Annotated in this window: 13 protein-coding genes; 10 read left to right on the top strand and 3 right to left on the bottom strand. The window is 55.4% G+C overall.

From position 1 onward, the window contains the following. Window positions 1-402 precede the first annotated feature (402 nt). A complete protein-coding gene (locus tag AB1598_05760; GenBank protein MEW6144507.1) occupies window positions 403-1,419 on the bottom strand; it encodes a cytochrome D1 domain-containing protein in 1,017 nt (338 codons plus the stop codon). A gap of 484 nt (window positions 1,420-1,903) precedes the next feature. On the opposite strand from AB1598_05760, the gene AB1598_05765 reads away from it, so the two are divergent. From AB1598_05765 to AB1598_05810, 10 genes are all read left to right on the top strand, one after another. After that, window positions 1,904-2,653, top strand: a complete 750-nt coding sequence (locus AB1598_05765; protein ID MEW6144508.1) for an alpha/beta hydrolase — start codon at window positions 1,904-1,906, stop codon at window positions 2,651-2,653. A gap of 562 nt (window positions 2,654-3,215) precedes the next feature. After that, window positions 3,216-3,641 (top strand): hypothetical protein, encoded by a 426-nt coding sequence (locus tag AB1598_05770; GenBank protein MEW6144509.1) that lies wholly within the window; start codon window positions 3,216-3,218, stop codon window positions 3,639-3,641. Window positions 3,642-4,102: 461 nt separating this feature from the next. Continuing rightward, window positions 4,103-4,945, top strand: a complete 843-nt coding sequence (locus tag AB1598_05775; protein ID MEW6144510.1) for a hypothetical protein — start codon at window positions 4,103-4,105, stop codon at window positions 4,943-4,945. A 106-nt stretch (window positions 4,946-5,051) separates the two neighbouring features. Then, a complete protein-coding gene (locus tag AB1598_05780; GenBank protein MEW6144511.1) occupies window positions 5,052-5,480 on the top strand; it encodes a heme-binding domain-containing protein in 429 nt (142 codons plus the stop codon). A 1,069-nt stretch (window positions 5,481-6,549) separates the two neighbouring features. Beyond that, entirely contained in the window at window positions 6,550-7,218 is a 669-nt protein-coding gene (locus AB1598_05785; protein MEW6144512.1) for a DUF1326 domain-containing protein, read from the top strand. Window positions 7,219-7,404: 186 nt separating this feature from the next. Further along, on the top strand, window positions 7,405-8,073 hold the full coding sequence (locus AB1598_05790) for a DUF1326 domain-containing protein (GenBank protein MEW6144513.1): 669 nt from the start codon (window positions 7,405-7,407) through the stop codon (window positions 8,071-8,073). A gap of 777 nt (window positions 8,074-8,850) precedes the next feature. Beyond that, a complete protein-coding gene (locus AB1598_05795) occupies window positions 8,851-9,708 on the top strand; it encodes a CAP domain-containing protein (protein MEW6144514.1) in 858 nt (285 codons plus the stop codon). Between the two features lie 129 nt (window positions 9,709-9,837). After that, window positions 9,838-10,158, top strand: coding sequence for a GIY-YIG nuclease family protein (locus AB1598_05800; protein MEW6144515.1), 321 nt, complete (start codon window positions 9,838-9,840; stop codon window positions 10,156-10,158). A 310-nt stretch (window positions 10,159-10,468) separates the two neighbouring features. Further along, window positions 10,469-11,152 carry an IPTL-CTERM sorting domain-containing protein gene (locus AB1598_05805; GenBank protein MEW6144516.1) on the top strand — a complete coding sequence of 228 codons (684 nt, stop codon included), beginning with the start codon at window positions 10,469-10,471 and terminating at the stop codon, window positions 11,150-11,152. A 374-nt stretch (window positions 11,153-11,526) separates the two neighbouring features. Then, window positions 11,527-12,207 (top strand): hypothetical protein, encoded by a 681-nt coding sequence (locus AB1598_05810; protein MEW6144517.1) that lies wholly within the window; start codon window positions 11,527-11,529, stop codon window positions 12,205-12,207. Window positions 12,208-12,426: 219 nt separating this feature from the next. Here AB1598_05810 and AB1598_05815 read toward each other — a convergent pair whose 3' ends face one another. Further along, entirely contained in the window at window positions 12,427-13,122 is a 696-nt protein-coding gene (locus AB1598_05815; GenBank protein ID MEW6144518.1) for an SOS response-associated peptidase, read from the bottom strand. Window positions 13,123-13,476: 354 nt separating this feature from the next. Next, complete coding sequence (locus tag AB1598_05820; protein ID MEW6144519.1) at window positions 13,477-14,145, bottom strand: hypothetical protein; 669 nt, start codon at window positions 14,143-14,145, stop codon at window positions 13,477-13,479. Window positions 14,146-14,601: the final 456 nt, after the last annotated feature.

A 14,601-nucleotide genomic window follows, 5' to 3' on the forward strand; every position in this document is an offset into this window, starting at 1 on the left:
GGCTGGAAGCCGCTCCTACGGGGTTTATAGCTCTTTTATGTAGGAGCGCCATCTTGGCGCGATTATTTAAATCGAAAAGACGAGATTCCCGATCAAGTCGGGAATGACAACATGAAAGACAAATCTTCCCTAACCTATTTTTGACTTAGCGACATTCAGCCTGAAGTTAATTTTCTTGTTGCCTTTGTTGTAATGGCGTCCGAATGCTTACTTGCTCGCATTCGTTCTTTTCCAAAGGATGGAATTAATAGCTAAAAGTGAGGGATAACATTTCCCCCTTTGAAAAAGGGGGATTCAGGGGGATTTAAAATAGGAAATGCAAAAACTAAATCCACCCTTTCCCTCCTTTACAAAAGGAGGGAATGAAAGAAAGCACCAAGGTGCGGGCCGCTTCAGTCTCAACTACTCCGCCTCCGGCGTAGCCGTCGGCATCCCCGGGCTCGCTGCCGGTGTCGGCGGCGGCGGAGGGCTCCCCTGCGTGATGAACTTCCCGAAGGCGAGGGGGCTCTCGCCTACCTTGATCGATGTCTCGACCTTGTTCTTCTCCGTGTCTATGACCGTGACCGTATCATCCCCGGAGTTGGCGACGTAGAGGAATTTCCCGTCGGGCGTGAGGTCAGCGCCCGATGCGAGAGGGCCCGCGGGAATCGTCGCCTTCACCTCGTAGTCGGACGTGTCTATGACCGTCACGTCGCTGCTCCCGGAATTGGCCGTGTAGACGAGCCTGCCGTCCCGGCTCACGACGACCCCCGACGGGAGCATCCCCGACTTTATCGTGCGTATTACCATATTGTCCGCGGTTCTTATAACGGATACGTCCCCGCTCGCGATATTCGTTACGTAAACGAACTGCCCGTCCGGGCTTACGACTATGCCCGAGGGCCTGTGCGCGCTCGGGACCGTGGCCTTCACCGTGTTCTCGGACGCGTCTATGACGGTGACCGTGTCGGCGTCGAAATTGGCCGTGTAGACGTATTTCCCGTCTGGCGTGACCGCGACACCGTCGGGCTTGCTCCCGACTGGCACCGATGCGACGACCTTGTTCTCCCCCGTGTCTATGACCGATACCGTGCCGCTCTTGAAGTTGGTCACGTATGCGCGCCTGCCGTCCGGGCTCACCGCCACGCACTGGGGCCTTTCACCGACCCGTATGGTAGCCGTGACCCGGTTGACCGACGTGTCGATGACGGAGAGGCTGTCGCCGAGATAGTTCGTGACATAGACATATCTCCCGTCCGCGCTCACGGCGACGCCCCTCGGCTCGTCCCCGGCCGCGACCGTCGCCACCACGGCGTTGGTCGCGGTGTCGATGACCGAGACCGTGTCGTCCATCTCGTTCGTGATGTAGGCGTAGGGAGCTGCAAGGGCGGCCCGCGCTATGAATAAGCAAAGGAGGCACAAGACCCATGTTTTCTTCATCTCTCTCACCTCCGCCGGGGGGGACTGCGGCAGGCACCCCGCACACCCTATAATACTACATTGCGCCCCGCATGAATACTGCATTTTTCAGGCGGGGGCGGGGGCTGACGTACGTGTTTATTGTGAGAGCGGGTCGGGAGGAATCGGCGGATTGAGCAGGGGAGCTGGAAGGAATCGTATACGAACGCGGATTCTGCGGCTCAGGACGGACGGTATAGGCTTTGTTCGCGGGTCGAGCACATATGCGACGGTAGAACCGGTTATCAGCGGAGATTCTCCGCTGCTTCAAACTTCGCGCGCGCGGATGTATAATGGATATGGGCGTTGGGCGATACTTGCGGATACATCACAGACGGCCCGGCAATGGGCCTCACCATCTTTACGGCGGATCCTGATATTCCATTCCGTAACTCCTTTCCGACATAGATGCGAATCCCCGAACGGAACTCCCTGCGCCGGAAATCCGTCATCGGAGCGGGCGCTTATGGAAAAGTTCACGAGCTTCGACGGGGTCGAGCTCGCGTATGAGGACTCCCGCGGGAAGGGGTTCCCCCTGATACTGCTCCACGGCTTCACCACATCGTCAGCCGCGGACTGGACGGATACCTGCGTGTATCCGGCCCTCGCCTCGAGCGGGCGGCGGGTGATAATGCTCGACCTGCGCGGGCACGGGGAGTCGGCCAAGCCCCACAGCGCGCAATCGTACTGCAACAGGGCGATGGCGAGGGACGTGCAGGCGCTCGCCCGGCACCTCGGCCTCTACGGATACGACCTCATGGGATACTCGATGGGGGCCAAGGTCGCGGTGGAGGCGGCGCTCATGTCCGAGCGGGTGAGGAAGCTCGTCCTCGTCGGGTTCGCAGTCTACGAGAGGGACTGGCAGTACAGCGAGGCGGAGCGGCTCTCGCGCATAAAGAACATGCTCAGCAGGAAGCCCGCTAAGGGCGACGCGTACAGGCTCACGGCCGAGCTTTACCACGGGGACAGGAAGGCGTTCGCGGCCAGGCTCGAAGGGGCGCTCCTGCCGGAATTCACGGGCAGGGACCTCATGAAGATAGATTCGCCCGTGCTCGTCGTGAACGGGCGCGACGACGAGGCCGACGCCCACAGGGCGGCCTCGTACTTCAGGCGCGGCAGCGCGGAGTCGATATGCGGCGACAGCCGCTCAGTGCTCTGGAACCGGGAGCTCCCCGGAATAGCGCTCGCGTTCCTCGGCTCGGGCGAAGAGGATTGAGCGGGGCTTTTCATTTTTCCGTCTTTAGTCCCGGCTCCGGTCGGCGATACGCGGCTGACATATACATCTATTCCGGGAGAAATGGGTTGGGCTTAAACCATAGACGAACCTCAACCCGTTCGTCCTTCGACCCTTCGACTTCGCTCAGGACAGGCTCGCAGATCAGTATTGTCCTTGCTCCGTTATTTGGCGAAAGCTGAGGAGTGACGGAGCAATCATATATGAGCGCAGATTCTGCGCCTCAGGATGAACGGGTTAGGATCAGATGCAGGTTAGTCAGATGAACCTTCCGTCACTTCTCTGCACCTACGATACTCTTATATTTATCCATGGCACTCCAGTCCCCGTTCGTGCTGAGCTTGTCGAAGCACGGTTGTTCAGGGCAATGCGAGGGAAGCTGAGGATGTGCGGGCAGCCGTCCCCTATTTTCAAATCCCGCTCCGCCGCCATATTTCTCTCCCGCATTCTGATATATAATTGATGTAACTTTCCCGGGGCTGCCTTTGCTTCGGGGGAGTAATACCATCATATGCCTAATACCATCTGAAGGAGGATGCAGGCCATGAGGAAATTTCTATTATCGTCAGCCGCGCTCGCGGTTCTTGTCGCGGCCGTTTCGCTCGGGAACATAGGGGGGTGCGGGGGCGACAACTTGTGCAATTTCGGCATATCCAGCATTTATAACGGCGGCAGCTTCGCAAGCCAGGACTCCGAGTGGGAGTGCAGGACGGGAGGGGTAGTCGAGTACACGATAGCCTTCTTCGCCGACGGCACGGGGACGCGCTCCGACATAGGGGACTTCGTCTGGGAGCAGACCGAATGCAAGCAGCTCGAGTTCTCTGCCGACTCGGGGGATTTCGCGACGCTCAAGGGGCTCCAGGTCACGGGCGGAATCATAGGCGGGGAAGAGTTCGGGCAGATGAAGTTCAACCAGGTCTCGGACGACCTCGGGAACTTCGGATACACCTGCGAGCTGATTGTTTTCTAGCACGGGCGCCAGGATTAATATAATTTCCCTCCACTAGTTGGGTGGAGGTGTACCTTACTGTAGGAGCGCCATCTTGGCGCGATAATCAGATTTAATCGCGGCTGGAAGCCGCTCCTACAATAAAAATTCTCACGAGTGTCTTCCAGCCGCGGCCTGCCCCGCTCCGTCTCTCTCATCGCCCCCTTACCCTGTCTTTGCGAGCGCAACGAACGGATGTGAGCGAAGCGCGGCAATCTCATCATTTGCGGTTAATTGCCTCCTTCTTCTAAGACGGAATTGAAGACAGATACGGGGATTATTATTGTCGGTCGGCCAAAAGATCTGGATGGAATCGTAGAAGCACACATTATGTGTTTGAGTTAATGCGCCGGGAGGGGTAAATTTGTTGTCGCGGGATGCCGCGCCTCGGGCGATTCGTCCGGGGCGGGCGGGGGTATTAACGAACCGGAGCGCACTGTTACATGGAAATCATCATAGCCTGGCTCACGATCGCATCCCTCATCATGATTGTAGTCGGGCTGATAGACCCGGCGATCGCGCTGCCCTGGTCGAGGGAAAAGACCAGGAAGAGGGCGGCGATGGTATACGGCTACGCGTTCTTCGCGATGGTCGCGCTCAGCATCGTGTTCTTCCCGCGCACCAACCTCGAGAGCAGGCTCTACGCCCTTTTCTTCCTCTGCATCGCCGCGCTCGCCGCGGGGCTTGCGCACCCGAGGCTCGTGCTCCCGTGGGCAAGGGAAGCCACCCGGAGCGGGGTGCTCCTGTTCTATCTCCCCCCCGCCGTGCTCCTCATAGCGGCGATGGTATACGCGAACGCATCGCGGCAGGTGGACCCCAGGTACTACGTTCCGCCCGCCGAGTTGAGCGCCGCCGACCCGGTGAGGACGCTCAAATACAGGGCCGCCGCCGAGCTCAAGGGGCAGAACAACATAGGGCTCGACCGTGTGCGCAAGATTGAGGTGACGGAAGCGCCGGGAGGCGGGTACGAAGTGCTCGTCGAGTTCAACATCGACGACGTGATGCTGCCCTCGTTTTTCAGGATAAAGGCCGAGTCCGATATGACGAAGGTGTACAAGGCGCTCTACACGTCCGGGTACGACGTGAAGGACGCGACAGTAACGGCCTTCTTCCCGGCCGGGTACAGGGAGAGGGAGGAGCCGACGCCCCCCGTGCCCGTGCTCACCACGTCGCTTAACGCGGCGCAGGCTTCGAAGATCGACTGGGGCGGGAACGTCTACGAGCTCGAGGCCGAAGTCCTTCCCAAAACGTGGAAGACCATTTACAGGCGCGAGGGTTTCCAGTGATTTTTTCGGCCGCGCGCTCTGGATAAGGGTTTAATTTCCATTATAATAATCCCCGATTCAAGAGAAGCGGTCCCTGATATAACCAAAACCGGAGGTCGGATAAGCGGTGATTTATTTAAAGATAATCGCGGCTCTGCTCATCGTTGCGTTCATAGGTATCCAGTTCGTTCCCGTAGAGAGGTCGAACCCGCCTGTTGCGGGCGAGATAGACGCGCCCGCACAGGTGAAGGAGCTCATGAGGCGCTCCTGCTACGACTGCCATTCGAACGAGACCGTGTGGCCGTGGTACTCGTACATCGCGCCCGCGTCCTGGCTCCTCGCCGACGACGTTACGGAAGGGAGGGCGGAGCTCAACTTCTCCGAGTGGAACGGGTACGACGAGAAGATGAAGCAGAAGAAGATAAAGGAGACGTGGGAGGAAGTCGGGGAAGGAGAGATGCCGCAGTGGTACTACATTCTCATGCACCCCGAGGCCAGGCTGTCGGAGGCCGACAAGAAGACGCTGCAAGAGTGGACCGCAGCGCGGGGGAAGTAGGGCACACAATGTGTGCTCATGGATGATAATTCCGCACCTCACCAGCCTAAGCCAGCTATCACAACAATTTCGTCTTGCGCTTTTATTCCCTCCTTTGGAAAAGGAGGGTTAGGGAGGATTTTCTTTTCTTATTTTAAATCCCCATATTTAATTTAACCGAGTGAGGCACTTCGGCCAAGATGCTGACTTGCTTTCAGCCAGCTGCGACCAATTCCTCTTATTTTGACTTCAGGAAAATCTGCACGGGGGAACCTAAGCGTCATTGCATTTAGCCCTGACCGACCAATTCTTCGCTTGCTCAGAATTGTTGCTCGGAATTGTTCCCCCTTTTTCTAAGGGGGAAATAAATAGCATACTTAGGACGAACGGTGATTTGTTGTCGCGGCTGGAAGCCGCTCCTACAAATTTAAAAACGAGATCCTGAAACAATCCTGAAACGATCCCGGATCACGTCCGGGACATGGTTCAGGACATGGTTCAGGACGACAATAAACCAAATTCGCCCCTTCCTCTTACCCTCTTCCTCCGGCGCGGGGGAAGTAGGGCACACAATGTGTGCTCATGGATGATTTATCCCCTCTTTCTTAACCTGGATCGGCAATAGCGACGATTTCGTCTTGCGTTTTTATTCCCTCCTTAGAAAAAGGAGGGGTAGGGAGGATTTAGTTTTGCCCGTTCGTCCAATTTTTTATCCCCTCGCCCCAGCGTGGAACGAAGGCGAACAAGTGAGCATTCGGTCGCCTTTGAACAGAGACTATGAAGCACATCAACTTCAGGCTCAATTTTGTGAATACCATTATGCGGGATTTCCGTCAGAAATCTGACTGAAAAGGGGGATCCCGGGGGCTTGACATTCTGTTGACTATACGGCCTGAAAGTTTTATAATTTTATCGATCCAGCGAAGTCTCCTGTTAGTTATGTGGCAGAGATGAGTGACGGCCGGTCGCCGACACTAATTGGGAAGGGCGGGCCACATATAACCTAAGCGACCGTTCAAACTGAACGCCTTGACAGCGGTGATGCCCTATCAAACCTTTTTTTGAGACGCACTGAGGGGAGGACCGGCAAATGACCGATCAATGGCTTTTCAAGAGCGAAACCTACGATAACTGCAATTGCGCTGTGAATTGCGGCTGCCAGTTCAACTTGCCCAGCACCCACGGCTATTGCCAGTCGGCCTTCGTCGGTAACATCGTCGAAGGCAACTTCAACGATACGCCGCTCGCGGGGCTGAATTGGGCGGCGCTGTACAAGTGGCCTGGCGAGATCAAGGATGGAAACGGCAAACGCCAGATTGTTATCGACGAACGTGCGGATGATGCTCAACGGGCCGCACTTGAAACGATTATCTCGGGCGGGGCGTGCAAACCCTTGAGCAATTTGTTCGCCGTATTCGCGTCCACATGCTCGGAATTTTGCGAGACATTGTTCCTGCCGATCGGTCTCGAAGCGAACCTGGAGCTCAGGACCGCAAGGGTCGATATACCGGGCATCATGCGGAGCAGCGGCAGACCGATAATCAACGAGTTTAATGGCGAGCCGTTCCACATTGCGCTGGCGCGTCCCAGCGGCAGTTTCGAGTTTACCTATGCAGAAATCGGTCAAGGCACGACCTCGGTGACGGGTGATATGGAGATGGCGTACGAAGATTCATGGGCGCATTTTTGTATTCACCACTTCAATCAGGATGGGTTGGTCCGCAAAAGATCGAGGCTCACAGCATGGCTAGGCGCATGAATCCGGACTCCCGTCAATGACGGCAGTGGGGCAGAAGCAGACGCCACAGTGGTGGAATAGTCGCGTATCGTGGTTCTACGTTCAGGATATTCAGCCCGTGCCGTGCCACACCCGGCGTATCTTGGACGCCAGTGATCGTTCGTATGCTCAGCTGAATCGCAGCGATGACCCTTGGAGGTGAAACAAATGCCTGACCAGTGGGAATTCAAAAGCCATACCTACGACAACTGCAATTGTTCTGTGAGCTGCGGCTGTCAATTCAACGAGCCTACGACACATGGCAATTGTCAGTTCGCCTATGTCGGCTCCATCGTCGAAGGGCATTTCAACGACACGCCGCTCGCGGGCCTGAATTGGGCGCTGATTTGCAAATTCCCCGGCGAGATTGCGGAGGGAAACGGCAAGCGCCAGATCGTGATCGACGAGAGAGCAGACGACGCTCAACGTAGGGCTCTCGAGACAATCATCTCGGGCAAGGCGTGCAAACCCCTCAGCAATCATTTCTCGGTCTTCGGTTCCTTATGCACGGAGTTTTTCCAGACGCTGTTTCTGCCGATCGGACTGGAGGTAGACCTTGAGGGCAGAGCGGCTAAGGTCGACATTCCCGGTGTCGTAACTAGTGTCGCCCGACCGATCATCAACGAGTTCAATGGCGAGCCATTCCACATTGCAATCGCACGCCCGAGCGGCAGCTTCGAGTTTACCTACGCGGAAATCGGACGAGGCACGACCTCGGTGACGGGCGACCTGGAGATGGCGTTCGAAGATTCCTGGGCGATGTTTTGCGTGCATCACTACAATCAGGACGGCTTGATCCGCAAAAGATCAAGGCTCACAGCATGGCTTGACACTTGAGTCTGCACTCGCTTGAAAAACCCGACAGCATGACGTGTTTTCTCACTCAGACGAAGCGTTCTCCTGTGAGTTCTACTGACGTACCTGAGGCGGTCCTTCGTCGAGACCGGCAAGCGACAACCCTTGGGGAACGGGTACGACGATAAGAAGAAGCAGAAGAAGATAAAGAGATATGGGAGGAAGTGGAGGAAGGCGAGATGCCGCAGTGGTACTACATTTTCATACGCCCCGAGGCCAGGCTGTCGTAGGCCCAAAAGAAGACGCTCCGCGACTGGACCGCAGCGTTGGGGAAGTAGGGGGAGGGGAGAAAAATCATTTTTCCCCCTTTCGTAAAGGGGAACAATTCCGACAAATCGGAGGAATTGGTCGGAGATGATTGAAGCCAAAGAAATTTCTTAACTTGAGCGATACAGTGGTTGAACCAAATTCAGGGGGATTTGAATAATGAAAAGAAAAATCCACCCTAACCCTCCTTTACAAAGGAGGGAATTAAAAGATGAAATTACTGCTCACTATAACTTAATATACTGCTTTACTCTTGAAAGTTAACACCCTGTCCTGCTTGGCTCTTCACCCGGTTTTAGCAAGCCCCCGGTAACCGGGGAAAGCAGTTTCAAACTGCATTGCATAATATCCGTTAGTTTGATCGGGCCATTTAAACGTAAGCCCAAACACGAAGGGCTTGCAATTACCTCAACAAAAACAAATTAAGAGCATTAGAATTAGTATCGGAGAATTATGTTATGGGCCGGTATTGCGCATGAGGCCTGCGGGTACATGAATATCTTCATGAGATTAAGGAAGTCGATTGTTTTGTTATTTCTATCGTTTGCAGTCGGCGCATCGTACGCCGATCCGGTTTTTGCTCAACCCAAATGCAGCGGTCTCGAAGCCACGATCACAGGCACGCCCGGTAATGACGTGATTAACGGTACGCCCGGTCCGGATGTAATCGCCGGACTCGCCGGGAACGATGTGATCAGGGGCCTCGGGGGCGACGACGTGATATGCGGGGGATCGGGTAATGATTTAATCGTGGGCGGAGCCGGAAACGATCAGCTTTTCGGGGAATCAGGGGCCGATACTTTAAGAGGCAAGGCCGGCAACGATACGTTGAGAGGCGGCATTGGAAACGATTTCCTAAACGGCGGTCCCGATATGGACGATTGCCTGGACGATACGGGATTACGCGCCGTCACGAGTTGTGAAGAGCGCGACGCGGCCGTAATGCTCGGTCTGATCAATAAAGCGCGGGCGGAAGGAAGGAACTGCGGCGATACGTTTTTCCCCGCGGCTCCCCCGCTCAACTGGGACGACAGGGTTGCGGCGGCGGCACTCGGCCACTCGACCGATATGGCCGGGACCAATTTTTTCGGACACGTGGGCTCCGACGGCTCGGACCCGGGGGACAGGCTTATGAACGAGGGCTATGACACGATGCTCTGGGGGGAGAATATCGCGGTCGGGTACGATCGCGAGGCCGCTGTCATGGACGCATGGCTCAAATCCCCCGATCACTGTGCTAACATAATGGACCCTTCTTATGAAGACGTCGGGGTCGGGTCTGCCAAGGGCAAGTTCGCGGGCAATACGGAAACGTACTGGACTCTGGACCTTGCGGCCGAGATACGGTGATCTGTCTCCATACACTTGGCATGGTTATGGCAGGGAGGTTTCGGGATTCCTACCATCTGTCATGCTGAACCATGTCCTGAATTTATTTCAGGATTGTTTCAGCATCTAAAATTCTTTTAATATATTCGCATGTTCCGTTCATATATTTACATTATGAGCAATAAAAAGTTCACAACACTTTATATAGGAGTAACAAATGATCTGGAAAGGAGGGTGCTGGAACATAAGCTGGGAACAGGCTCGGATTTTACAACGAGATATAAATTGGATCGGCTGATTTATTTCGAGGAAGGCGTAAGGATAGAGGATGCAATTGCCAGAGAGAAGCAGTTAAAGAGATGGCACCGCGAATGGAAGTGGAACTTGATAAAATCCATGAACCCCACGCTTGAGGATTTATCGAAGGGTTGGTATGACGATGAACTGCTTAAAAAACGAGATGCTGAATAGATCCTGAAACTAGTTCAGGACATGGTTCAGCATGACAATAAACCAAAATCCCCCCATTCCTCTATGCCTGGTTCCTCCGGCAGCCGGATTCATAGCGCCAACCCCCCCCGCCACGCAGCCCCGACGCTTGTTTTAAAATCCAAAATTATGTTGTATATTCAATTATATTTGTTTTAGACTTTGATTGCTTTAACGCGTTTGCTGAAAGTATTATCATGACAATTATGGATGGCAGCCGGCGCTTATAGCTGCTTTACGCTGGGCGGATAATACGGATCAAGCAAATATCATCTTGAATGGAGGATTCAAAATGGTTAAGCAATCGATTCGGTTTTTCACGTACTCCTGGATAATTTCAGCCGCCCTGCTCGCAATGATCGGCTGGTCGTCGAGCGCCTCGGCGGGCGTTGCTATCCCCGTCGTTTGGGATGAATTCGCCGTTACGGAGGGTAACCTCGCAAGGTCTACCGTGAATCTCCTCAATGTCTCGGGACCGGGTCTTGAAATCGTTGACCTGTCCGGGCCTGACTTCGCGGCGGCCCCGCTTTCGTCCAACACGGTCGTCGTGGAATACGACGTGCTGTCGGATTGGACGGCGACGTTCGACCCGCCGGTAGAGAACCTCCTGCTCTACATAATATTCTGGCGAGGGATTGCCGGCGGACCCGACCCCGTCACGTATCAATTCGATCAATCGTTTACTGTGCTCTCCGGCCTGGGCGGCACGACGGTCTCTAACGGCAACACGTTGCTCTCTATACCGGGAAGCTTCTTCGCAAACGGGATACTCCAGTTCTCGGGCCCCGTGAGCTCGCTTTCTGTCTTAACGAATGGAAACAATAATAGCTCTCAGGTGCTCACGTTCGGCGTATTCAGTTCCGATATACCACCAACCAATATCCCGACCCTCTCCGAGTGGGGTCTGATGGCGATGGCCGCCGTCCTCGGCATTGCAGGATTCATGGCTGTTAGGAGAAGGAAGGTGACGGCTTAAATCCTACACTGGCAATAAGACCCTCCACGACCGGACCGCAACGTGGGGGAAGTAGGCGCACAATGTGTGCCCGATTCTGTAATGTCGGGTGGAAAACAAAGGCGAGATTGCCGCGCTACGCTCGCAATGACAAATTATTATAAGCACGTTCGCCCTGAGGAGTTCCGGAAGAATCGTAGAAACACACATTGTGTGTATGAAATCCTACATCTCTGTCTGTCCGAAATCCGGCAGAAAAAACCGCTTTGACCCCGGCACCCGTCATTTATACTTGTAACTGCGTGTGCTCGTTCTGAATTCGGCAGACCGATCTCACGGCACGGGCGTTGCCTGTTACGTATCTGGCAAGTATGCCGATACGGAGGTATCCGCACATGCACAGGTTTATTACACCGACGATAATTATTCTGCTCATCGCGGTCGCTCTACTGTTCGGGTCGTGCGACGAAGCCGGGGACGTGTTCGACGGCGGCCCGTCTGACGAGCCCAACTTCACCGCCGAGGGCACGGGCGAGAACACGACGACCGACCTCTTCATCGAGATAAGGGCACAGCGCGAGAACGGGAACACCGCCGGCGAAGGGACGGCGGTAATCGGGGGCGAGGAGTTCGAGATAGAAGTCACTGGCGGCGAGCTCCCGACCGACTTCGACACGGAGCCTCCCATACCCCAGACGGACGACCTCCTGCCGCTCGATTTCATCTGCACGCCGAGGTCAGCGACTCTTAACGTGAGGATAACTCCGGGGGACTTCGAGACCACGATGACGCTCAACGAATGCGAGGAGAACAACCCCGACATATTCGACGAGGACGGCATGGTGTTCAACCCGTGTAACGGCGACGCGCCCGTGCAGGACCTCGAGTTCTTCAGCGGAGTGTGCCTCGATATGCCGGAGATTGGCGTCGAGCGCGGGAGGGACACGATAGTGCTCGGGGAGTTCAACGGAATGTGCGGGGCGGACGCGCCTTGCATAGTGCCGAGGGACGTCATCGTCTTCGTGCCTGCTTTCAACGACGACGTCGATCCGGGCGATATCGTGGATGAGTTTTAGGAGAGAGGCAATTGTTTTTATCCTTCTTTTCCTTGATGAAAAGATAGCACAGAATTTGTAGACCTCCGGAGTTTTCATCTTCGTTTTTGGCTTAGTTCCCTCCTTTGGAAAAGGAGGGGTAGGGAGGATTTTTCTTTTTTATTTTTAAATCCCCCTTAATCCCTCCTTCGACAAGCTCAGGACAGGCTCTTTTACAAAGGGGGAAAATAAATAGCAAACTTAGGACGAACGGTTTTTTTCTTCACTGCTTAACGGCCTGATGCACTCCTCGCCCTGGTTCTTGTATGAATTCACGTACGGGGAGACTTCCCAGCATTCCATTTCGCCGGACGGATAGGGAACGAGGAGCGGGAGCAGGTCGCCGGGCTTGCCGATCTCCGGGTCGAGCCAGCGCGCCTCGTCCTTCTCATGCAGTATCACGGGCATCCTGTCGTGTACAGGGGCCATGAGCTCGTTAGCCGACGTGGTGACGATGGTGAACGAGCGGATCTCGTCCTCCCTGCCCGCATGCCACACGGTCCAGAGACCGGCGAAAGCGAACGGCGCGCCGCCCCTGAGCCCGAAGAAGTAGGGCGTCTTCCCGCCGCCCTTCTGCTTCTTCCATTCGTAAAACCCGGAGGCCGGGACCAGGCAGCGGGACTTCCTGAGCAGCGTCTTGAAGCTCTGTTTCTCGGCCACGGTCTCTCCGCGCGCGTTTATCATCCTGTACCCGATCTTCGCGTCCTCGGCCCACGCGGGGACGAGCCCCCAGCGCATGAGGCCGAGCACGCGCCTGTCGCCCTCGACCGTGACGACCGGGCAGTCCTGCGAAGGCGCGATGTTATACCCGGGCGCTAACAGAATGCCCCGGGCGTCGCACCCGAACCTTTCTTCGAGGAGGTCTTTGTCGCCCTTCCGCACGAACCTTCCGCACATGGGGTAATTTTACCATCTCGGGCGGGGCTGCGGGTGAGTATGTGAATGTCGGGAGGGAGAAGAAGAAAACTAAATCCTCCCTAATTTGGGTTTACTACCTGCGTTACTATGAGTTAAGGCATTTCTTTGCCATTTATCAGCACCGACCAATTCCTCCGATTTGTCGGAACTGTCCTCCTTTTTCTAAGGAGGGAATGGAAAGATTTTTCCCCCTTTGAAAAAGAGCCTGTCCTGAGCTTGTCGAAGGAGGGATTCAGGGGGATTTTGTCAGTGCTTCGACAAGCTCAACACGAGTGGGTTTGTTGGCTTAGAGGATGAGCTTGAATGGAATAGTATATCAGCATCTATTGCGTGCTACTCAGCTATGCCTATGCTGCCGGAGCCGTCCATCTCGGAGATCGATTTCAGCGATTCCTCGCTCGCGTAGATGAGGGACACGAGGCATTTCTTGCCGTCGCCGCGGATCATCAGCACCACCATCGAGCCCGGCACGTTCCACTGGGCTCCGTACATAAGGTCGCCCCTGCAGACGGCCTCCGCCTCTTTATCCTTCTCTATGACTGCGCCGGGGTTGAGCTGCTTCTCCCCGTCTATCACAGGCGCGCCGTATTCCTTCGTAATGGCGCTCTTGAGGTTCTCGTAATTCTCGAGGTATTTACTGTCGCTGTCGTGCTTCTGGGAGTAAAGGACCCCGGCGCGGTAGAGCTTGTCGTCCTTGAACTGATAAGTGATGTAGACGAACTGCCCCTTGTAGCGGCCGTCGAACGTGAGAGAGCCCTCGTCTTCGTACAGCGGCTGTTTCCGCTCGGCGGCCTTGACCTCCGCTTTGGACATGCCCCATGTCGCGGCCCTGAAATCGAATTTCTGCTCTTCTTTCGATTGCGGTCCGGGGGTGACAGGGGGGGCCGGCGTTATTTCGGCGGCGGCCTCGGGCGTGGGCGCGGGGCCGGGCTGTTTCCCTTCGTTCTTGCATGCGGCGAGCGCGAGCGCGATCCCGAAGACTATCATCAAAGACTTTTTCAAATTCTCTACCTCCTCAAGCTTTTGTGCGAACGGGTGAATAGTTTACCTGACCCGGAGGGAGTGGGGAGGGGGATTTTGAAGCAGGGCTGCGCGTGGGAGGATCCCCGCCGGCTCAATCATTATGAAGACTTGCGGAATTTTTAATCCGGCACCGCATCTGCGTACGTAGATAGTAATGGAGTAAGGCTAAGGGGAATAGCGCTTTACGGCATTCCCTCGCTGCGGTGAAAGGCAATCGATTCGAGAAGGGGATCAGAACCTGCCGCGGCGGGGATGCCGCCTTTTTGTTTCCTGACGGATCCGTGATCCCGATCCCGATTTATGGCTGTATTCCTTCCTGCCCCTCTTTTTTTTAAGGAGGGAATCGAAAGAAAAGGCAAAAGATGAGATTGTCGCGGTCACAAAAAGCGTTCCCTCGCAAAGACAAGTGGCGGGAGATTGCCGCGCGGAGCCTGT

Source organism: Thermodesulfobacteriota bacterium, assembly GCA_040754335.1.
Taxonomy (GTDB): domain Bacteria; phylum Desulfobacterota_D; class UBA1144; order Nemesobacterales; family UBA2774; genus 2-12-FULL-53-21.